The sequence below is a fragment of the Entomomonas sp. E7T21 genome (assembly GCF_058693955.1).
Genome location: NZ_CP191672.1, coordinates 935,389 through 956,027 on the forward strand (window position 1 = coordinate 935,389; position 20,639 = coordinate 956,027).

A 20,639-nucleotide genomic window follows, 5' to 3' on the forward strand; every position below is an offset into this window, starting at 1 on the left:
GTGACACTATGATTAAAATTTCAAAAGCATTAGCACTGCAAATAGGTGGTACATCCTCATTAAAAGAGGCTATCGACAATACTGTATTACGCCTCTTTGCAGGTAATGTACCAGACACCGCAGATGACTCCATTGGATCAGCCACTATGCTAGTAGAGATCAGGGCTGCTGATGGTTCACCGCTTCAATTTGAAGTAGACTCATTAGGGCGAGTGATTAAAAGCACCAATCAACAATGGAATGGCACAGCCACTAATACAGGGCGTGCAACGTTTTATAGATTGGTAAAAGAATCTGATACTAACGGTATAGCGACAACCGAAGTCAGAATACAGGGAACAGTCAGTGATATGGGCGCAGACTTAACCATTACCAATCCTGATATTACTACAGGGGCAATTATACCTATTGGATCAGGCGGTTATTACTTCCCAACAACTGCATGAACAAATTAATTAAAACAGGTATTTATTCCTATATTCCTGAAATACCTGCTGAAGCTGGTAGACCTGCTTTTTGCAGAGTGGAATATAAGCTACATACAGAAATGGTCTTTGAAAATGGTACGGTACACTTTGTATCAGAGTATCGACCAGAAACCGTATGCTATCCAGCAATACCTAGCAAACCAGCAGTACCTTCCCAAGAGTCTGTTAAACCCATGACAGGCTGGAACGCTGGTGCAGTGAGTGTAGTGAGTTTTGCGGATAATTGCCAATTCTCTTTTAATGTGCCACAGAACTTTGTAGGCATTATTGGCGGTTTATCTGATGGTAAAAACACAAGAAGTTATTACCATGTAGCACATGGCTTTTTATTTAAAGTGGATGAACTAGACGGAAACCTACATACCTACATTATTGAATCAGGTGTTATAAAGCAAACGGTTAATATAGAGCTAATGTATCAACCGCGCTTTATGATTAGGGCATTATCAGGCGAGATAAGTTACTTTGCTGAAATAGACGGAGAACTTGAAGTAGTCTATAAAAGCAATAGCACCATAACGGGCAATATCTTTGCAGAATCTACCCTCTATATGATTAATGATTTTGTTGATAATCCTGAATTTATCAGCATTGATAATAATCTCGCTATCGCCAAAATAACAATGGCTGGTGGTTTTACTAATATTGATAGCAACTTACTTAATGGCGTGATGTCAGCATTAACAGGCGAGTTAGAGGTAGGTAACTACTTTTTTAATCCACTTTATTTAAAGGATAATTTCTTTCAAGAATTTTATTGTGGTTTTGAATCAGCTATACCTATACAAACAGAATCCTTTATTAGTGACACATCACCACAAATACAGACAGGTGTTTTTCTTGGCATGATGCCAGCTCTTAATCAACTACCTATACTAGCTATTAATGGTGGTGTAGCTGATTTAGCTTTAACACCTATTCCTATCCACAACATGATCATGTCAGATAGGAAATACTATGCTGAGTTTATAAACCAATTACCACTACCAACGGGATCATTTACCAGCAGTGACGAGACAGGCGACACCATAGACCTACAAGAATATATCGTTATTAATACCGAACAAACGATCGACAGCATAACCGTTCTATTATTTACTGAAACGATTGAAATACAAGATAGCATAGAAGTAGCTTTAATCTTTACTATTGAGGGCAATGAATCAATTTATATTAATGAACACATTGATTTTGCCACCACCTTACAACTCCTGTTTGAAGAAAAAATCAAATTAATTAGCCAAGCTTCACCACAGGATACTAAAAATTACCAGTATGCAGTCAATGTCGCCAATTTCGCGTTATCTTTGTATGACAACTTTGATTTTACCTCCTTTGCTAATTGTAATGGTGTTACCTATGGCATTAAGTCAGATGGCCTCTATCGCCTATCAGGTATTACTGATAATGGACAACTAATCAACGCTGAACTAGATATAGGCGCAAAAGATTGGGGAGTACCTAATGTTAAACGTGTTTCCTCTGCTTATCTTGGTATTCGTAGTGATGGTGATGTGTATTTAAAAGTCGTGGTAGATGATAAGCACACTAATGTATACCGCTTTGAAGATACACAAAGTCAAAGGCGTACCTTTATGGCCAAAGGGGTAGCAGGGCGATATTGGCGCATGAACTTAGTATTAGAAGATATAACGTATGCAGAAATAGATAGCCTTGAATTTGAAGTGGGTCTATCACAAAGACGAATAAGGCGGTAATAAAATGGCAGTAACAGTAGATACAGTTCTACAAAGTAACATGAAGACTGTTAGTGAAGGCATCAGTCAAGCCAGACAAACAGCAAGCAGAATACGATTCTCAGATTATTTAGGTAATGTTAGCAAACATAACCTAGACTATCAATTTAACAAGCCTTATATACCACCACCATCTTTATCATTAGATGATCTGATTCCGGATGGATTGGATAATGATTTTATTAAATGGCTAGATACCGAAGCTGAAAAACTAATTGATAAATACTTTCCACTGCTGAAATGTTGTCTTAGAACATTACCTGAAGAATGGTTATGCAAAGTGATTTCAGGTGAAGATCCTTATGGCAACAGTGAACAAATGTTTAGGGCAGTGTGGAATCAGGCAAGGGATAACGCTTATAAAACAGCACAGATAGAGAAAAATCAAATCTATGCTGAATTTTCTAGTCGTGGTTTTACTCTTCCTATGGGCGCAATGGTAGCAGCTATTCAACAGACAGAAGAAAATGCTAGTGATACTATTTCAGCAGCCAATAAAGAAATCATGATCAATGAGATCAATGTCAAACTCGATTTACTCAAATTTGCAGTAGAACAGGCGATTAATCTAAAAATTGCCCTCTTAAAAGCAATGGCAGATTTCTATAAATTATTTATGGATATGCCTAACTACCAAACCAGAATAGCTGAAGCCAAAGCCAATATCTATAATGCTTACTACAGAGCATTAGGCAGCTACTATGATAATGAACTGGGTTTTGAGCGTTTAAAACTAACGGCTGCCACCGCCCAATTGGATGCTGGTAATACCTACGAAAAACTAAAAATAGAGGCGTATCGTCCTGATCCTTCCTTTAATCCAGCCGTAGCCAGAGCAGCAGAGTCTTTTGCACAAATAGCTGCTGCTGCCTCCAATGCCAACTCTATTCTTGTGGCACAAATGGAGACAGTTTCCGATGATTAGGCCAGTAGAATTATCGTTATTTTTTTCAAAAAAGATACATGATCAATTATTATTATTGTTATTAACAGACCCTTTCAACGGTGCGATTCTCAAAATGGGTATTGTTGAAAGAATTATCTTAGATTTTGCTCATACGCCCTATGATACAGTAGTGAGTGGTGAACCATACCCAAAATATAATAGTACATACAGTTATACTTTTGTTATCCATGACGATTATCTACATTTTATGTGTTTTGACTATGGTGGTGCAGGAACGATAACGGATAAATATAAAGCAAGAATTAACTGGATTACTGATAATGATATAACTATTGGGGCTTATAAAAACTCAATCGTACACGCTAAACATAGCAAAGGATTCAATACCTCTTCTATTTGTGGTATCCCTAATTTATATGGATACTTTAAAACAAATCGAATAGATAAAACTTTATCTTTAGAGGATGTTAATAATAATGTTATTCGCTATATCTTACCTGATGAATATTATCCTCAAAGTTATTTTAATGCAGTTATTACAGATACAGGTATGCAGCTGGCATTATTTACTTTTAAAGACAATGGCGATGGTATCTTATTAGATAACCAAAAGATTAATAGTGATGGTTTAAAAGACAATGAACAATTTACTTATGCAGGACAACAAATTTTTAAAGGGTTGATACCTTTTGAAAGTACTGATTACTTAAATATTATCTACCCTGCTAATGAATGGGCTATAAAACAAAATACCAGTGGCTATATTGCTACTGTTAAAAATATGGGCTTTCGTAGAAGTTTAGTATTACCTGTTAATGAAGAAAGCTGTTATGTGTTATGGAATGGTAGAAATCCTACTTCATGGGATAGACAACTATTTTTTATTAATCAGTCAGACAAAACTGAGCTAACCAAGCCTGATTTGCCAAGCCTATACCCTGAGTTGGGCATTAATTATTTTGGTTCAGCAGCCCACCAATCGTATGAAATTTACTACGATACCACCAATGGCTTTTGGAAAGAGTTCGTGTATTCAGAGGAACTGATAGATGAGTAAATACTTACATTCGTTATCTATCGCCTCAGTCAGTGGTCAAAAATATGCTTCCTATTTTAAAAACAGGGCTAAAACATTAGATTATAGTAATGCTCTGTCCATGAATCATTTTTATAAAGGCTATATAGGGAAAAGCATAAAATCAGGACAATTTATTAATACCAAAGTGATTGATAGCAATGTATGTTTAGTTGGCATACTGGCTACCTTTAACGAGGTTCAGTGGTTACAACAACAGGCAGAAACCCATGTAATAGAACTAAATACAGGGCGTGATGTGTTTAACCCCAATGTAAAAAATAAAATAAAAGAAGGGTCTATAAAAATCAAAAGAGAACCTAAAAAATTAGGTTATTTATATTACTCTTTGGGTAGTGAAAGCAGTGAAAAACCCTATGTTGAATATAGGGCTTCAGCAGTAGAACGATCTATTATTTCAGTCAGTGAAAACATCAGATATAAAGATAATAATACAGGCTCACTAGATGGCTGGAATGATGCTGATAGCTGGCCTGATGGTTACAAAGGTGCAAAACGCTCAAGGTGTTGGAGTTATTTTTTTATTGAAAGAGGCATTGCAAGAAAAGAACTAAAAGGCAATGGCTACTTGGGTAATTTAGCGATGACAATTTTTGAAAACTCAAATACATTAAAACAGCTAGATGCATCAATCTGTCAAAGAAAGCCAAGAGGAGGGGCAACATTACCCTATATTGCTATTGGTGGTAGTTATGCTATGGCCTACAACTCACTGAGAATTATGGGAGGTGTTTGTTTCTGTGAAAATCCCAACCCTGAGATACTACAAGAAACATCGACCAGTATTACCTACAAAGATTATTATGCTGGTTATGGACAAGCGGCGTTGTTTATTTTTGTACTGAATACAAGAAATGGCTCATATACACCTATAAGACTACAGGTAACACCGACTAACTCTTCAGAAGAAGCATTTTTTTATTTAGAAAAATATGAAGAAAATGCTGATAAATGGCGTGATGCGGCATCATTGATAAGCGTACCACCAAAAGAGGGGGGTAAATGGCTTGGCTATTTACCTAATCTACTAGGGCAGCCATTAGTAGTAGGCACGAGCAAAGGTATTGCTATTTATATCTCAGGTGTTCGTAGTCACTATAGTGAAAGAACAAGTACGAGTGGTGGTGGAACCTATAATGTTTATGACTCACAAACGGCAGTGCTAAGAGTTTATTTTAAACTACGTGAAGATGGTGCATTAGCCTTTGAAGAAGCCAAAGTGATTGAACATGATGCTTCTGGTAACTCACAGACGAGTAAAAAGTTTGGCGGTACTGATGGTGCATTCTGGAATATATACCATACCCTTTGGGCTGATACAGTTGGCGATAAAGAAATTGTATTAGTGTCTAATACTCGACACAAAAGATATGATGAAGCGGCGGCAAACTATGCAGGGGAAAGTTCCATAGAAGATATGAATGATCCTGATACCAATTTGGAAACCTTCTTCCATCTCTATATTGATGGAAAAATATATAAATTTGATACTGCAAAATTAAAGTTTGGGGCAAACTTAATCTCAGAAAATGATACTACCTATCGTCACCATAAATATTTTTGGCTTTATGCAGATATTTTTCCTATAACATGGGGTAGAAAATACGGCACAGTGATGAGTGATACGGAAGTATTATTTTGTTTTAGGTCTTACCCCAAGCATGAAGAAAATCTACTGGTTAAATTTGATATTGAAACACAGACCTTTGAAGTCCTCAAAAGGACACCTAAAGCAGATGGTGATATTGTGGCTACCTGCTACCAAAAGAAAGTAACCGACAAGGATGGCAAGGAAATCATCCCAGCAGGGATTATCTACAGAGTAGGAACACAGGGAAAAAGTGGCAAAGTTTATATTTCTAAAGACTCAGCTAAAACCTTTACTAAAATTATAGACAGTCCTTATACCGCAGGGGGAGGACTGTATTTTTTAGGCAATGAGTTCTATGCAATCAATTATAGTAATGCTTTTGCAGACAATAATAACAAAAAATCTTGACAAGACCACAAAGGGACATAATTTTATCCTTAAAAGAGGATAGTTATGACACAACCAATAGAGATAACCATACAACAAGGTAAAACCTTTAATTATGGATTTAAACTAGCTGATAACGAAATAGTTTATAGATCTATTTCAGAACTTATTAATAAAGTACCTGTGCAACTTTTAGTAGAAGATCATAGCATTCCTGATAATTGGCCTGTGACTATTAGCTGTGTCAAAAATCCTTTTGAGTTAAATACAGAATGCCCTGTAATAGCTACGGTTATAGATAAAGATATTATTGAAATCAACCAAATGACAGTCTGTTGCAAACGTCCTTACTCAGGAAGCGGCATGATTTCTTACTATAAACCTTATGACTTAACAGGATTTACAGCAAGAGCAACCATTAGACCCCATATCAACAGTAAAGAAATATTTTATCAATGGGATCAGGTTATTGTAGATGCTCAAAACCATTTAATTATCTTACAAATTCCTGCGGAAGTAACAGCAACGTTTTGTTGGTGTAATGCTATCTATGATGTAGAGGCCACAGCTCCATCAGGTGAAGTGTTATCAGTAGTTAGTCCAAGTGGCGTAACTATTGAGCCAGAGGTCACGCGATGAAAGTAATTGATGCAGATAACAGCTCTCAAATCGTGGTTAATAATACAGTCACAAAACAGCCACACATTGTCATGGCTGGTATTAGAGGGGCAGCAGGTAAAGACGGTAGCGGCGAAGTATTAACCGCTACCGCAGGGGTAAATATCTCAGCTTTAAAAGTAGTCTATGTAAAAACAGGTAAGGCTTATCAACTCGATAGTTCAGACAGTGACAATATCTTCTTTATTGCAGGTATAGCAGTAACTGGAGCTATGCAAAATAATCCTATAAAAATTAAAAGACAGGGTGAACTAACAGACCAGTCATTTAACTTTACATTAGGCAGAGTTTATTTAGGGGTAGAGGGTACATTGACTCAAACACCTTTAAATAAAGGTTATTGTGTACTTATTGGTACAGCAATAGCAGACAAAACAATTTTATTAAATATCCAAGACCCCATTGAATTATAGGTAGGTAGATTATGGCAGTGCAAAAGATTTTAACATTAGTAAATGGTGTACGTAAGTTAGTGAGTGCAATTACGATCAGTACAGGTGCGGCTGATGCAGGAAAAATCCCAGCGTTAGACAGTGAAGGTAAACTGGATGTTTCAATGCTACCAGATACTACCGAAACACCTGATATTATTATGGCAAGTGAAGCGATTAGTGCAGGATCATTTGTTAATATCTTCGAGGATAGTGGTACAGCCTCTATTCGGATGGCGGATAACTCTAATAGTCGTCCAGTGGATGGATTTATTAAAGAAGCTGTCGCTTCAGGTGAGACAGTAGCCGTTTATCCACTAGGTACTGTTAATGCTGCATTATCAGGATTAACCATTGGTTCACGCTATTATTTAGGTACAACAGGACAAATTGTTACTACGCCTTTAGACCCTAACACTAATGATGGGAAAATTCATCAATATATTGGTAAAGCAAAATCTGCTACCGAATTAATGACCATTCAAGAAGATTATACACAACTATAAGGTGCTTATTATGGCAGATAAAAAGAAAAAGCCACTGGTTTTAGGAACGGCTAATAATGTTATTGCACAGGCTAAAGAGACTGAAATAGACGGTGTATGTATTGCCTATGAAAGAGAAAATCCTGAACGCAGTACAAGGGTAGCAGGTAGTATTCCCTATTTTTTAGATCGTCAAATTAAATGGAATATAGCAACAGAAGTGCCACCTGATGGCACAGGTGAGCATTTAGAAGGCTATCTTATTTATGACCCTAATCCCTACTGGAATTAGTTGATTATGATACTTGTAAAACTAGCTTGGAATAATGCCTATCATAAAGTAAATAAAATTATTTTAAATCTTAATGGCAAAATGCACGAAGTAAAAAAGGGTGTTATTAACATAGGGGATTTGGGTAGAAAATATCAATTTTTCCCATTGCCAGATGGAAGTTTGACAGATGATCAGCTTTATCATAATGCAGTCGATCAAACGTTATACAATATTACCTTGTCCAGTTTATTTGATATGAGTAAATTGTCTAAAAATTTTGTATTAGTGAATGAAGGCATAATAGGCTCACAAGATATAACTAAACCAGCCTTATTAATTGATGATAACTTTCCTGATGGTAGCATGGTTACTATTCTTAATATTGGCTACATTGTGGGTAAAGGTGGTCATGGTATCCCACCATTAGTAGGGGGAAAAGCCTATAATGGCAGTGATGCTATCAGAAATAAGTACAAATTTACACAAATTCAAAACTTTGCTGTTATTGGTGGTGGTGGAGGCGGTGGTGCTACTGCCAGAGGTTTTAGAATAGTGAATAATAACCAGATTACAGTAGGTCTAGCTCATGGTGGTGGCGGTGCTGGTGAGGCAATAGGCACTACACCTAATGGTAATGGTGCTATTGATGCTACTATCGAAGAAGGTGGTAAAGGTCAAACACTTGCTAATGGATATACTATAGCTGGTGGCAAGGGTGGTGATTTAGGGCAAAATGGCTCTTTAGGTTCTGTGGTGGGATTAGCTGGTGATGGTTCTCAAGTGGGTATTGCTGGCTATGCTATTTCGTATCCTAATAATACAGTTAAACCTAAATACCTTGAGCAAGGCGGTATGCTTTATGGCAAAAATGGTATAAAAACATAATGCCATGTTTCTATTTTAATCTTTAACTATAACAAATTCTAACGAATAAATATTTACTTCTTTTTGCTATTTTTAACATTTAATAGATATGGCACAGCTTTATATTCTTTTGCTCTTATAATTTCATTGTTGCTTTTACTGTTTATATAGTTAAATAAAAACTCTAAAAATTACAGGAGGTTTTTATGCCAGTATGGGAAGTTGATTTAACTGATGCCAAAAGGGCTAGATTAAGGAATAAGCTTGATACTCATGTAGAAGAGGAAAAGTTTGATACATTTTTTGCAGAGCTTGAAGGTCAGGCAACCATTCAAGCTGCAGCAAATGCTATTGGCGATGCAGACTTAAAGCAAATTTCTAAAGATCAATGGCAAATAAGACTTAGTCGTAGTATGAGGCTTGCATTTGTGCAAATTGGATTGAGATTAACTGATTTTCAGGTAGGCCATACCTAGTAAGTAAAATTTTAATGAAAAGCTATTGCTTCTTATTTTTTCTAAACCCCAAGGTGCAATAGCTTTCAATAATAGTTTAATTCATCACAGTATAATTAGTTTGAGCTTTTGTGTATTACCTCTTTAAAGCTAAGACCTTTAGCATAAAGTTGTTGTAGTTGTTTAGTTTGTTTTAGTAGTTCTTCGCTAGGTTTTGCCCATTGTTCTTTGGGAATAGGTTTTGACCAAGCTAACATTTCTTTAGTGAGTTTAAGGCGTGGGTGTTTATCTAAAAACTGTACTATATGGCAAGGTAAAGTCCACAAGGTAACACTATGCATAGTTAGCCACCAAATATATTTGATTAGGCTACCTTCTTTTTTAACTCGATTTTTAACTGCATAAAAATAATCTACACTGCCTTCAGGGTGATATTGGCAGAGGACACTACAGTATTCTAGGCTATCTTTAGGTAAGTTTTTTAAGTTATTTTCTAATGCTTGTTTTTCTAGTTTATCGGTTTTTTGTCTTAAGCTATCTAGCCCTTCTTCCATATAGGTTCTAATAGCTTCCCATTCATCAATAGCTAATGCTTCTGAAGGGTAATCCCTTACAAACTGTCCTGCCTCATCACAACTATTATCAGGTATAGTTAGCGTTAAAGCACCACCTTGAATAGCATAGTAGGCAGTAACTTGCATTTTAGCTTCTGCTATAACACTTACTTTTTCCCAATCAGCAATTAGGGTTTTACCATTGGGCATGGTACAGCAGACTTGGCGTTTTTCTCGGTTAAAACGAATAGGCGGTTCAATGCCTTTTTTAAATAGATAATATATTGATACTACCAATATAAATAATGACATTCCAGCATAGAGAATATACATTACTTTCATTTCATGCCAACCATTAACCCACGTTGTTATAAAGTCATGACCATCCCTATTCATTGCAGCAAAATTAACAATAATATGTACTATTACAAAGGAAATAAAGAACACAGTTATACCAGAGATGCTCATTCTTACCCCAAATTCAGCACTTAAATAATCAGAGCGTCCATAATTGATAGTAGTGTGATTGGCAGTATCTACATCTAAGTGTTGGGCAATGGCTGGTTCATTTAAAGGAACAGGCAAAGGAGCAAGTTGCCAACGGTCTGTTAATAGGCCTTTTTGATAATCGCCTGCCTGTTGTAGTTTATTCGCCATAATTTAATTCACCCGTATACATTACATAAGAGCCAAGCTGTCTAGTCAATTTAGGATGTTTATCTGCCTGAATAATCGCAGGGTCAGTGCTAGGTTTGCCTGTTTCCTTATCCGTATCACGCTCTATATCCCAATCGCTAATCGCCACTTTATACTCTAGTCCTACTTGATTGTTATTCATCATATTGTTTGGATTCATATCATTACGATGGAATAGATTAAAGGTTAAACTGCCCTTTAAGCTATTACCCCAATCTTTTTTTGCTACCCAAGGCAAACGCCATTCAATTACCATTGGTGCAGCCGCTTGTAATAGGGTGCTATTTTGCTTTAAATAGAGGGCATAGTCTACTTTATCAGGTGCTTCATAGGCTGATTGCCAATGTGCTGCCCATATTAAAGGTCTTTCTTTTAAGGTAGTTAAGTCTTGACCAGGGATCATTAATCGAATGACACGCCAATATTGGCCATTTTCTTCCAGTACACCATAATCTTCTAACCAAGGTATCATTAATACTTCAGCTAATTGTTGGTTATGCTGAGTTAAATCCCAGCTTTTATCTTCTTTACCCCAACAACATTTTAAAAACCATTTTTGAGTATCAGATAAATTATAGTAGTTATAGGCAAATTCAGCCGCTACTTGAACTACTGTTAAGGCAATAGTGACAGGTACTAACTTTACTAATAAACTGGTAAAACTAATCCCTCTGGCTGCCCAAACAGCCCCTTTAGCCCCTTGGTAAAGTTTTTGAGCATCGGCTGATAGGGTAGCTGCACGAGTTACACCAAAACCTTGTCTAATATGACGAATATCACGAATAAGACCATAACCTTCCTTCAGACCTTTACCTGTACCAATCCCTGCGATACCAAAAGACCCCACATTAACCCCATAAGCTCCTAGAGCTGTTAGTCGTTCTTTGGTATCACCATAATAAAGGGATTCTACCCATTGGGCATGATTATTATAAATATTGAGTGCTGATGCACCTAACCCAAAGCCTTGAGCAAAAAATCCTGTTAATAATGAGAAGCGGCCTAGTTTAGTTTCCAGTTGTTTTACTAAAGAGCTATTATTAGTAGCGGTTTTAAGGTTATTAATGGCATGTTGAGTCACACCAATATAGGCGGCTTGAGCCAAGGATAAACTAGCTGAGGCAGTACCTAAAAGACTAGCTGCTAGATGTGTGCCACCAGTATTTTTTGTTTTGTTATTATAGTTTTGCCATGTATCGATTAAATTATTAAATTGCAAATACCAAATTAAGCTGGGTAGCCATATGCTTTTAATTAAAGCAGAGCTACTATCAGGTACACCATAACCACGTAAGACACCTTTTTTAAGCATCCCTTCTTCTAAGGCAATTAAGGATTTTTGATTACTGGTGAGGTCATTACCCGTCAGTGCAAAGGGTGTTTCACCTTCACGTAGTGGACTGGTATAACGTTGTAGATTTTCTTCATTGCTGGCTATTTGTTGGTTTAATCCTGCGATTTGTCCTTCCAGTTTATTAATTGCTAATTGGTGGTTAGTTCGCTGTGCCTTCCAATCAGGCGAATAACGAATTTTCATTTTATTAATGGTTTTAATTTGTCGTTGTAGTTTATTGATTTGTTTCATTAGCGAGTTTATTTGTTCGGCTAATGATCCTATATTTTCTATATAGGTTAAAGCTTGGTTAATCGCTTTAGGATCTGATGTTTTAAAGGCCATATTTTGCTGTTTTAAAGCAATTAGGTAGGCGGCTCTTTGGCTTGGCTTTAAGCGCATCATTATTTGGGTAACACGATCTAAGTTATTGGCTACATTAACTTGTTGTTCAGGTGTTAGTTGTTCTTTTGTTAATTTATCTATTATTTCTTGAAGACCATGAGTTATAGCAGGGTTAAGGTTAGCTTGTTGAGCTTTTTTTAGGGTTATAATACTTAAATCATCATCCATAAAGTTAAGCCAATATTCTTTATTAATCATATTGGCTGTTTTTTGCTCAAGTGTTGTATTTTCTTGAGTAGCTTGTTTGTACTCTTGAGCAGAGTTCATTAAACCTCTTATAGTAGAGATTAATCCTGTGAAGTTACTTGATGTGAAATTAGTTTGGAAAGCAGGGAAAAGATATTCTGTATGTTTATTTAAAAACTCTGCCATATCTGCTATGACTTTATCAGTACGCAGTAAATCACCTGTGCAGTTACATTCTAAGGCTAATGCTTGTTTGAATTGTTCTTTTTCACTGTTATCAAAATACCATGTAGCTTTATGAAAGTAAGTGGTATAAAGGTGGAAGCGATCATGGGTTATATTATCTAACCTTGCTCGCCAACGTTTTAGTCTGGCTCTTTCGGTTTTGATGTAGTCTTTTAGTTCTTTAATATGCACTAAATCATACAGACCTCTATTACCCCATAGACTACCATAAAGGTATGACATGTGTGTGTCTTTTAAGGTTTCTATTTCGTCTTTATGTTTGTCGTATTCTGCTTGAGTAATAGCAGCTATCATCGCTTGCTTTTTTTGCCCCATATCAGCCACTAGTTCTAAATACCAAGGCGCACGAACGGTAGGTACGCTATCGCCAGCAGCTTGTTTTTCTGCTTCTGTTGCATTAACATCTGGTATCCAACCTATGCCACTATTGTATTCCACTTTTATTTTGGCGGTTACATAATCAAAAATGGTTTGTCGTTGATTAACACTTAGCCCCATCATCCATTTACTTGCCCCTTTAGTTAGGGCATTCTCTTCAGTAATTTCTAAAGTGGATTCTATATAGGTAGCAATATTGTATTTTTGGTAGTTAGTGGCTGATGTATATTTTTGTTCTGACCAATCACCCATCCATTCAGTTATTTTTTCTTGCTCATTGGCGAGGTCTTGCATCATACCAATGTGATCGTTGACTGCCACAAATAGGTAGTTACCTTTTTGGCATTCTGGTTTAACTTGGGCAAGAAGCTTACCTATACCTGCTTGGTTAAATTCACTTTGTGTTTTATCTTCCCATGTATAGGGTTTGATTTCATCTTTGAATGTGTGTTCTGGTACAGGTTGAGTCGGTTTTTCTGCTACTTCAGCAATCCATTGTTCAGCTTTTTCTCTGGTAAGTAGATGTTCATTTTGATGGGCGCAATCCACACCTATCAAATCTACTTTTTGCATAAAGAATTCGCATTCTTTTTTGTAGGCCATTTGATTGCATTGTTTATTTGTCCATTGTATTTCTGAGAAAGAGATATAGAGAACACGATCTTTTTTAAATACAAGGGCTAATTCTTTATTATCTCTTTGTGGTATCTTGTCATATTCTCCCCGAACATCGGCTGATAACCATCTACCCTTAAAGGTTCTTTCTATAATAACGCCATCTTTTAGCTTTAGTTCATATAAACGACCATCTTTACTATCAACCAAATAAAGCCAACCATCACGTATAAAACGATAGCCTATAGGATGACTTTTAACTTCATCTGTTTTGATATTGGTTTTTAGGTTTTCTACTAGGGCATAACGAATAGGGATTAGTTGTAGTGTATCTGCTGATAAGGGGCAACTGGCTTTTTCTTTTACAGGTGTAGCATCAGAAGCAGCAGCCACTTGGTTAGGGTCTAATTTACTGGTATCTAGGATAGCTTGATCTGACATGGTGTTATTCCTTTAATTAATGGCTGGCTATGGTTTTAGCTAATTCTGCTGCTTGTTGTAATGATTGAAGTGTTTGTTGTTGTACAAGCTGAAAAATATTAGGATGTTCTTGTAGAACATTATTTCCCAAATAGCCATGTATATTAAGGTAGTAGGTTTGTTCCATAGGAGTTGTATATCCCTTATTCTCAGCTTCTTGGATTAGATTGCAGATAATCTGTTTTTTATCTGGTTCTGCATAATCTGCTAAGAATGTTGGAAAATACTGTTGCATATGTTGATAAAGTTTATGGTTATTACGTTTAGTTTCTACTTTATCTAGTTGCTCATCTTGCGCTTTACTAAGTTGATAGGGCAAGGTTAAAGGTACAATGTTTTTATCACTTGGACGTTGATAGCTATCTAGCTGATTATCTATTATGTCTGTGGTATATACTTGTGTAAAAGCTCCAAAGAATTGCGTATCTTCTTGACTTTGTGCTAAACCAAATAGTGCTTTAGCCACTAATGGATCAGCTATTTTTAAGATAGTTGGTTCTTCGTCTCTGGATGATTGAACTAAAATTAAGCTTCTAAGGTGGTCTACTTGTTGTTGCCACGCTTGATCACTGACTAAGATATAGCCCCAATCATTTGCTAGGTTATTAAGATAGGCTTGTAAATGTGGATTATTAGTATTGTCTAATTTTACTAAGCAAGGGGAAATATCATACAGTTGGGCAAAAGGTGTTTGTAAATAAAGTACTTCAAACGTAGAAGTATTATTTTGGGTATAAAATCGATGAAGTAGATTGTTGATGTTAATACCATCAAGCAGTAAACTAACGGTATGGGTTTGCCAAGGTAGTTTAGCAATTTGCTGAGTTAATTGTTCAGTTAAACTATAAGTAGATTGATACATGTCTTTTTAGCCTCTACTTAGATAGTTTGTTGAGTAGTTGTTGCTTGTTTTGCAACAGGACAAAGCGCAGTACGTGTTTTACCTTGCAGTAAAGCAGCTTTTTGGGTTGCCAATGCTACGGGTGGTGCAGTAGTAGCAGGAACAACACCTCCTTTGGATAAAGGCAGTAAGGGTGCTGCTGGTGTTCCTTCCATTGGTACACCTCCTGTCCATACTGGCATAGTCATCCAGATTCCTGCTGGATTTAGTATAATATGTTGACCACCAGCCTTTAAAGTTAAGCTTAAACCACCATCTACTACAGCTTGTAAACCAGCTTTTAAATGAATTTCCATCCCTGCCTGTACTGTTTTAATAGTACCTATGGTTTCATGTTCTGATATACCCACAGTTTTGTGATCATTCATCATGATTTGGGTTTTACGATCAAGTGCGGTAAAATGATGTTCCTCGGAAATCTGGTGTTGGTAACGATTCTTTGCTATAGTTTCTGAGTGTTCATTTTGCACCTGAAGGTGACTATTATTTAAAACTTGTACGGTGTGATTATTTTTGGTAAGTTGGTCAAAATCTTTTTGTGATTGTACAAAGATTTGTTCTTGGCCTACTTTATCTTCTATGCGTAGTTCATTACTACCTACACCACCTTTAGAAGATGAAGTTTTAAATACTGATCTGGTTTTATTGGCTGGTAAATCATAAGGTACTTTATTAACGCCATTATGCAATGCACCTGTTACAATTGGCGTATCAACGTTACCTTCCAGAAAATCGACTTTTACCTCCATTCCCACTCGAGGTACTACTACTGTGCCATACCCATCACCAGCCCAGTTGCTCGCTACTCTTACCCAATGACTTGAGTTTTCATTATAGTTGCCTTCACGATCCCAATGAAATTGAATTTTGACACGACCATATTCGTCACAATAAATTTCTTCACCTGCTGCACCTGTTACAATAGCTGTTTGTGCGCCCAATACTTTAGGCTTGGGATGTAGTCTTTGAGGGCGGTGTGGTACAGCTTGCGGTATAGCCACTAAGCAATTACGATACCCTTGGGCAAATTCATCAAAGGGAAATTGCAGGGCTTCATTGATTGGCAATTGGTAATATTTAAATAAGTAGTTAGGCTGTTGCATAATGGCACTAACTTCACTGCCCATTGCTTCAATGACTTGCGGTTGTCTACCCTGATGATATACTTGGATAGCTAGCCATTTATCACTACTATCGAGTGTATCAAGTGCAGGAAAATCCTCAACACTAAAGCAATAACCACTTTTTAGTTCAGGTATATCCGTATAAGCTTCTGCTAGGATATGAAAAGTGCGTAAACGCTCTATTTCTATTTTTGAATAATAGTCGCCTCTGGCTTTATTAAGATGATGCTGTGGGTAATCATAAAACTCTAATAAAGGCTCTTGGGCATCATTTGCTTTTTTATGTTGCTTGCCTTGGGCATTGCCTTCAGGGATTTTAGCTGTCTCAAAATTATAATTTCTATAACTAGCCGTTGTAGTAGCACTCGTTAAATTAACATCTAACCGTTTAAAGACAGGGTAATCTGCTATAAAACCTGTATCGCTGGCATAGTGAAAAGCATTATTATTACTAGAAAAGAAGTTATTATCATCACTGATTACCATTAAATGATTATCTTGATTATGTTGGTAATGAATGCTTAAACCTTCTTCCTCGCACAGACGATAAATAAAATTTGCATCATTTTCTTCATATTGACAACAAAATTCTCTTTTGGGATATTGTTCTTTTAGTTTAAAGTCAAAATCTATCGTCTGCTGTTGCCCATGTTCATTAAGAACAGTAGTAATAATATCGATTACAGATTTATCAATAAAAACTCTTTGATTAAAGCGTTTATGCAAATGGCTAAATTTTGGAGCTAAAATTACCTTAAATAATGAATAGTCTTTACCTACTGCACCACGCCTCACAAAAAGTATATTTCCATGTATCCCTTGAGACTTATCAGGGGTAAAAGAAAGATAAGCATTTTTACTTAGTAACTTAGTAATATCATAACGTAAATGATTTGAAACTAATGTTACTTCAAAAATATATTCACTATTTAAACCTTCAATCCCATCGAACGAGAGGACTTGGAGATTATCATTAGAAATACCTTGCACATTAAAATAAAAATGCGTTTCGTTAGCTGTGTGAAACATAATAGGTACATCCTTATTTGTTTTTAAATTAAAGCCCTATAACAGCCTAGATATGGGGGCGGACTATGAACGGGTGACCTACCGTGAACGAAACGAAAACGGCACGCTAAATAGCGTCCCGTCCATAGTCCGCCATAAAAGCGGACACAAAAAAACACTAGGTAGCATCATGTTGTATCTATGGCGGTTTTTCGTTCAAATGGGAGGTCAAGCCCATACCCTAACGATTTAGCTAGAGCGCGTTAATTAAACATTATGTCCATATAAAAAACAAGTCTTTGTAAAGTTATTGTTTTATTTGCTTATTAGACTTTAGTATTAGATTTAAGTGTAGAAACTCTACAACTAAGAATTCTTCAATAAATTTATTAAATTATAGTGTTAGAATAAAGATGCCGTTTGCATCTTTTGATGTTGAATTTCTTAATTGATACGATCTTGAGCAATATTGAAATACCTTTCTTCTTTTTCTATTCCAATGAAATGACAGTTAGTTCTTACACAGGCAACACCAGTAGTACCACTTCCAATTGTGTTGTCAAGTACAGTCATTTGTTCATATGAATTGTACGTTTTAGATTATCTAAATTATTTTTTAAATTAATTTCTTCTGTGGACTTTGATTTTACATGTTCGCTAGTATCTAAATAATAATTTTCTTTGCTATTTTCGACAAATAGCAACCAATGTTGAGTTGACCTACCTTCATTTCTTCTTTTTAGTAGGCTTTTAATTATAGCATTAGATGGAATATTGTGTTGTTCTTTATAGTTTTTTAGGTCATCTATAGACTGAAAAGTATCAGGACTGCCAGTTAACTCTAAGCTTATATTAGCTAAAAAGTAGCCTACAGCATCATGTTGGTAATGAACATGTTTATAGCCTATTAAATTTCCTTTTAAGTTTTGTTTTAACGGATCTGTTAATAAATCTACTCTCAAATCTTGTATTCTAGGCTTTGTTATTCCTTCAAGCACATCTATAACATGTATAACACCACGAAAATAATAGTCATTGCCATTTATAAGTTTACTTTTTAATTGTAAAGATACCCTATTACTATATGGTTTGGAGTTCAATCTATCTATAAAAATATCTTTTTGAGAGGGGGTATCAGTCATATAAAAAATCCTTATTCATTTCTCTGAATTTTATTTGCTTCAGCATCGATATCAATTATGGTTATGTTTTGATCTTCAAATACAGATTTATCTTCATGCTTATCATAAAATGCTTCTGCGCAAGAGTAAATCCGAAAACAAATCTGAGCAATGTCTAAACGGATAGCATAACTAGGGTTCTCTTCGTTGCCGTTAATACTGTACTTGCTAGCGCCATAAAGTCCATTAAACGATTTTGAAATACTTAACTCAAATTTATCAATATCAGGTATGCCGTTAATACTACCCTCATGAAGAAATGCACAACGTAGTTTCCAGCATTTTTTACCATCAAATTTTAGTTTTTCATCAAATTCTTTTGGATAATCATATTTAGTGAGGTTTTCATTAAACCATTTAATATATCTCTCACCATTCTTATCATTAGGATAAGCTATTTTGCCACATATATCTGGCAAGGTTAACGTTAAAGCTAGTGCTGAAAGATATGCCTTTGCCTCTAAAGCTTTTTTTATATCTTCAATTTTTTTTAACATAACACATTCTTTATTTATTTTTTAAATTAAGCAGAAAATATTATTACATAAATAAGACTAAAGATGGTTATAAGTATACAAAATCATTTCCGCAATTAAAATAGCAGTTTAGTAATTACAAGGGGTTTAAAGGCTATGAAAATAAGTATTTGCGGAAATGATTTTGATTTAACACTATGATTATAATGATTTTATGTCTGGACTTGAAAACCGGCGAGGGTTAACGCCCTCCCAGAGTTCGAATCTCTGCGCTTCCGCCACTTAAATATTAAACCCCTTGTTTTACAAGGGGTTTTTATTTTGTAAAGTATAAAGGTGGGCCATTTAGAGGGCCATTTTGTATTGCCTTTAATGAAATGACATAAGACTAAATCAGAACAACTATCAAATTATACTACTATAGTTTTTCTTTTTTTAGCTTTCCATTTATTACTCTAATATTTTTTCAATGATTTCTTTTTAAGATCTCCTGCACTGCATTAGTTGTTATTTGCTTTTTGCTATCTACCCTATTTAGGTTTTCAAAGTGTTTATCGAACCTTGCTAATCAGTCCCTGTTTCTGGTGATGAGTTATTATTGTTAAAATTATCAATAGTATTTGTATCAGAAGCATTGGTTATAACATCTTGCTTACTTGTTTCGCTAAAACCTGAGTTGTTTCTGGAACCATATAAATGTTCAATATCATAATTATCTTCATTACTAGACACTACATCAGCTTGAGGAACATGGGTAGATACAGTTTTTTCTTCTATTACAGTATCTAAATCTTCTTCTGTTGCATCTGTTTCTGTAGTTGTTTGCTCTAAGCTTTGTGATTCTTGATCAATTGTAACATTATCAGCTATATTAGGTGTAGCATTGATAGGATCTGTTTGTTGCGTATCCACTATTTCTTGAGTATGGTTTGATTCTTCTGTTTTATCAGCAAATGGATTAGGCTCTTTGTTCCAATCATGTTGGTAGATTTTTTCCTTTACAGTGTTATAGTCAGTGTCATCTGAACTTGTTATTCCAGAGGGAAGCTCTGTACTTTGTTTGCTGACTAAATAATCCAATCGGGGCAGTCCTTTATTTGTGCAGTATATAACCAGTTCTTTTAATAGTTTTTCTAGTTTTTTATGATGTTTAAAGCCTAATTTTTTAGCTAAATTTCCATAAGTTATTGATTCTTTATTTTTAGCAATGAGTATTAAAGTATCCCATAATGTAGCCTTTATATTAATATCTGCTGGTTCATTTATTTTTACCACATCCTTTACTGTGTCTTCATCATATTTTTTACGAAGCTGCGCTTCATCATAGCTTTCAAATTGCTCTTTATGGTCAGCAGAAATGCTTAATGCTGGAGCATTTTTTAGGCTCTGTATAGGAAACAATCCATAACCTCCTTCTTCCAAAGTACCCAAAAAATAGCCTAGTTCTTCCAATGCATTTTTTAAACTATACAAATAAGAGATAGGTAATACTGTACTTTGTGCCAGTTTTTTTAAACTAGCCTCACTGATAGTGAGTCTTTTTCTCTTATTAATTTTAGCTAAATAAGCAATCCTTAAAGCTAAATATGATGTGCTAATCATGCATTTCCTCTTTCTATTTATTAGATAAATCTATATTAATC

At 35.5% G+C, this 20,639-nt stretch carries 19 protein-coding genes; 11 read left to right on the forward strand and 8 right to left on the reverse strand.

Annotated elements, in window-relative coordinates:
- Positions 1-8 precede the first annotated feature (8 nt).
- The 11 genes from ACQVD9_RS04510 (at position 9) to ACQVD9_RS04560 (ending at position 9,434) form a co-directional block, all read left to right on the forward strand.
- The gene (locus ACQVD9_RS04510; protein ID WP_264747665.1) at positions 9-446 is read left to right on the forward strand and encodes a hypothetical protein; all 438 of its coding nucleotides are present in this window, start codon (positions 9-11) and stop codon (positions 444-446) included.
- Positions 443-2,206, forward strand: a complete 1,764-nt coding sequence (locus ACQVD9_RS04515; RefSeq protein WP_264747666.1) for a hypothetical protein — start codon at positions 443-445, stop codon at positions 2,204-2,206. The genes ACQVD9_RS04510 and ACQVD9_RS04515 overlap by 4 nt, the downstream gene beginning before the upstream one ends.
- Positions 2,207-2,210: 4 nt before the next feature.
- Positions 2,211-3,170, forward strand: coding sequence for a hypothetical protein (locus ACQVD9_RS04520; protein ID WP_264747667.1), 960 nt, complete (start codon positions 2,211-2,213; stop codon positions 3,168-3,170).
- A complete protein-coding gene (locus ACQVD9_RS04525; protein WP_264747668.1) occupies positions 3,163-4,209 on the forward strand; it encodes a hypothetical protein in 1,047 nt (348 codons plus the stop codon). The genes ACQVD9_RS04520 and ACQVD9_RS04525 overlap by 8 nt, the downstream gene beginning before the upstream one ends.
- Entirely contained in the window at positions 4,202-6,247 is a 2,046-nt protein-coding gene (locus ACQVD9_RS04530) for a hypothetical protein (protein ID WP_264747669.1), read from the forward strand. Before ACQVD9_RS04525 ends, ACQVD9_RS04530 begins: the two co-directional genes overlap by 8 nt.
- A gap of 45 nt (positions 6,248-6,292) precedes the next feature.
- A complete protein-coding gene (locus tag ACQVD9_RS04535) occupies positions 6,293-6,865 on the forward strand; it encodes a hypothetical protein (RefSeq protein ID WP_264747670.1) in 573 nt (190 codons plus the stop codon).
- The gene (locus ACQVD9_RS04540; protein ID WP_264747671.1) at positions 6,862-7,317 is read left to right on the forward strand and encodes a hypothetical protein; all 456 of its coding nucleotides are present in this window, start codon (positions 6,862-6,864) and stop codon (positions 7,315-7,317) included. Before ACQVD9_RS04535 ends, ACQVD9_RS04540 begins: the two co-directional genes overlap by 4 nt.
- An 11-nt stretch (positions 7,318-7,328) precedes the next feature.
- Positions 7,329-7,841 carry a hypothetical protein gene (locus ACQVD9_RS04545; protein ID WP_264747672.1) on the forward strand — a complete coding sequence of 171 codons (513 nt, stop codon included), beginning with the start codon at positions 7,329-7,331 and terminating at the stop codon, positions 7,839-7,841.
- 10 nt (positions 7,842-7,851) lie between these two features.
- Positions 7,852-8,112: a hypothetical protein gene (locus tag ACQVD9_RS04550; RefSeq protein WP_264747673.1), complete on the forward strand. Its 261-nt coding sequence runs from the start codon at positions 7,852-7,854 to the stop codon at positions 8,110-8,112.
- Between the two features lie 6 nt (positions 8,113-8,118).
- Positions 8,119-8,979 carry a hypothetical protein gene (locus tag ACQVD9_RS04555; RefSeq protein WP_264747674.1) on the forward strand — a complete coding sequence of 287 codons (861 nt, stop codon included), beginning with the start codon at positions 8,119-8,121 and terminating at the stop codon, positions 8,977-8,979.
- 185 nt (positions 8,980-9,164) lie between these two features.
- Complete coding sequence (locus tag ACQVD9_RS04560; RefSeq protein WP_264747675.1) at positions 9,165-9,434, forward strand: hypothetical protein; 270 nt, start codon at positions 9,165-9,167, stop codon at positions 9,432-9,434.
- A gap of 95 nt (positions 9,435-9,529) precedes the next feature.
- On the opposite strand, the gene ACQVD9_RS04565 is transcribed toward ACQVD9_RS04560, so the two are convergent.
- The 8 genes from ACQVD9_RS04565 to ACQVD9_RS04600 all read right to left on the reverse strand — a co-directional run bounded on the left by ACQVD9_RS04565 (position 9,530) and on the right by ACQVD9_RS04600 (position 20,598).
- Positions 9,530-10,624 (reverse strand): hypothetical protein, encoded by a 1,095-nt coding sequence (locus ACQVD9_RS04565; protein ID WP_264747676.1) that lies wholly within the window; start codon positions 10,622-10,624, stop codon positions 9,530-9,532.
- Entirely contained in the window at positions 10,614-14,267 is a 3,654-nt protein-coding gene (locus tag ACQVD9_RS04570) for a toxin VasX (protein ID WP_264747677.1), read from the reverse strand. The genes ACQVD9_RS04565 and ACQVD9_RS04570 overlap by 11 nt, the downstream gene beginning before the upstream one ends.
- Positions 14,268-14,283: 16 nt before the next feature.
- A complete protein-coding gene (locus ACQVD9_RS04575) occupies positions 14,284-15,168 on the reverse strand; it encodes a DUF4123 domain-containing protein (RefSeq protein ID WP_264747678.1) in 885 nt (294 codons plus the stop codon).
- Between the two features lie 17 nt (positions 15,169-15,185).
- Positions 15,186-17,360: a type VI secretion system Vgr family protein gene (locus ACQVD9_RS04580; protein WP_492089221.1), complete on the reverse strand. Its 2,175-nt coding sequence runs from the start codon at positions 17,358-17,360 to the stop codon at positions 15,186-15,188.
- A 423-nt stretch (positions 17,361-17,783) separates the two neighbouring features.
- Entirely contained in the window at positions 17,784-17,912 is a 129-nt protein-coding gene (locus ACQVD9_RS04585) for a DNA methyltransferase (RefSeq protein WP_201091055.1), read from the reverse strand.
- Positions 17,909-18,481 carry a hypothetical protein gene (locus ACQVD9_RS04590; RefSeq protein ID WP_264747680.1) on the reverse strand — a complete coding sequence of 191 codons (573 nt, stop codon included), beginning with the start codon at positions 18,479-18,481 and terminating at the stop codon, positions 17,909-17,911. The genes ACQVD9_RS04585 and ACQVD9_RS04590 overlap by 4 nt, the downstream gene beginning before the upstream one ends.
- 11 nt (positions 18,482-18,492) lie before the next feature.
- Positions 18,493-19,017, reverse strand: coding sequence for a hypothetical protein (locus ACQVD9_RS04595; RefSeq protein WP_264747681.1), 525 nt, complete (start codon positions 19,015-19,017; stop codon positions 18,493-18,495).
- A gap of 543 nt (positions 19,018-19,560) precedes the next feature.
- Complete coding sequence (locus ACQVD9_RS04600) at positions 19,561-20,598, reverse strand: hypothetical protein (protein WP_264747682.1); 1,038 nt, start codon at positions 20,596-20,598, stop codon at positions 19,561-19,563.
- Between the last annotated feature and the right edge of the window lie 41 nt (positions 20,599-20,639).

Bases quoted from the DNA above. Each gene is read 5' to 3' on its own strand.
- ACQVD9_RS04510 (WP_264747665.1), top strand. From the start codon at position 9: ATGATTAAAATTTCAAAAGCATTAGCACTGCAAATAGGTGGTACATCC.
- ACQVD9_RS04515 (WP_264747666.1), top strand. From the start codon at position 443: ATGAACAAATTAATTAAAACAGGTATTTATTCCTATATTCCTGAAATA.
- ACQVD9_RS04520 (WP_264747667.1), top strand. From the start codon at position 2,211: ATGGCAGTAACAGTAGATACAGTTCTACAAAGTAACATGAAGACTGTT.
- ACQVD9_RS04525 (WP_264747668.1), top strand. From the start codon at position 3,163: ATGATTAGGCCAGTAGAATTATCGTTATTTTTTTCAAAAAAGATACAT.
- ACQVD9_RS04530 (WP_264747669.1), top strand. From the start codon at position 4,202: ATGAGTAAATACTTACATTCGTTATCTATCGCCTCAGTCAGTGGTCAA.
- ACQVD9_RS04535 (WP_264747670.1), top strand. From the start codon at position 6,293: ATGACACAACCAATAGAGATAACCATACAACAAGGTAAAACCTTTAAT.
- ACQVD9_RS04540 (WP_264747671.1), top strand. From the start codon at position 6,862: ATGAAAGTAATTGATGCAGATAACAGCTCTCAAATCGTGGTTAATAAT.
- ACQVD9_RS04545 (WP_264747672.1), top strand. From the start codon at position 7,329: ATGGCAGTGCAAAAGATTTTAACATTAGTAAATGGTGTACGTAAGTTA.
- ACQVD9_RS04550 (WP_264747673.1), top strand. From the start codon at position 7,852: ATGGCAGATAAAAAGAAAAAGCCACTGGTTTTAGGAACGGCTAATAAT.
- ACQVD9_RS04555 (WP_264747674.1), top strand. From the start codon at position 8,119: ATGATACTTGTAAAACTAGCTTGGAATAATGCCTATCATAAAGTAAAT.
- ACQVD9_RS04560 (WP_264747675.1), top strand. From the start codon at position 9,165: ATGCCAGTATGGGAAGTTGATTTAACTGATGCCAAAAGGGCTAGATTA.
- ACQVD9_RS04565 (WP_264747676.1), bottom strand. From the start codon at position 10,624: ATGGCGAATAAACTACAACAGGCAGGCGATTATCAAAAAGGCCTATTA.
- ACQVD9_RS04570 (WP_264747677.1), bottom strand. From the start codon at position 14,267: ATGTCAGATCAAGCTATCCTAGATACCAGTAAATTAGACCCTAACCAA.
- ACQVD9_RS04575 (WP_264747678.1), bottom strand. From the start codon at position 15,168: ATGTATCAATCTACTTATAGTTTAACTGAACAATTAACTCAGCAAATT.
- ACQVD9_RS04580 (WP_492089221.1), bottom strand. From the start codon at position 17,360: ATGTTTCACACAGCTAACGAAACGCATTTTTATTTTAATGTGCAAGGT.
- ACQVD9_RS04585 (WP_201091055.1), bottom strand. From the start codon at position 17,912: ATGACTGTACTTGACAACACAATTGGAAGTGGTACTACTGGTGTTGCC.
- ACQVD9_RS04590 (WP_264747680.1), bottom strand. From the start codon at position 18,481: ATGACTGATACCCCCTCTCAAAAAGATATTTTTATAGATAGATTGAAC.
- ACQVD9_RS04595 (WP_264747681.1), bottom strand. From the start codon at position 19,017: ATGTTAAAAAAAATTGAAGATATAAAAAAAGCTTTAGAGGCAAAGGCA.
- ACQVD9_RS04600 (WP_264747682.1), bottom strand. From the start codon at position 20,598: ATGATTAGCACATCATATTTAGCTTTAAGGATTGCTTATTTAGCTAAA.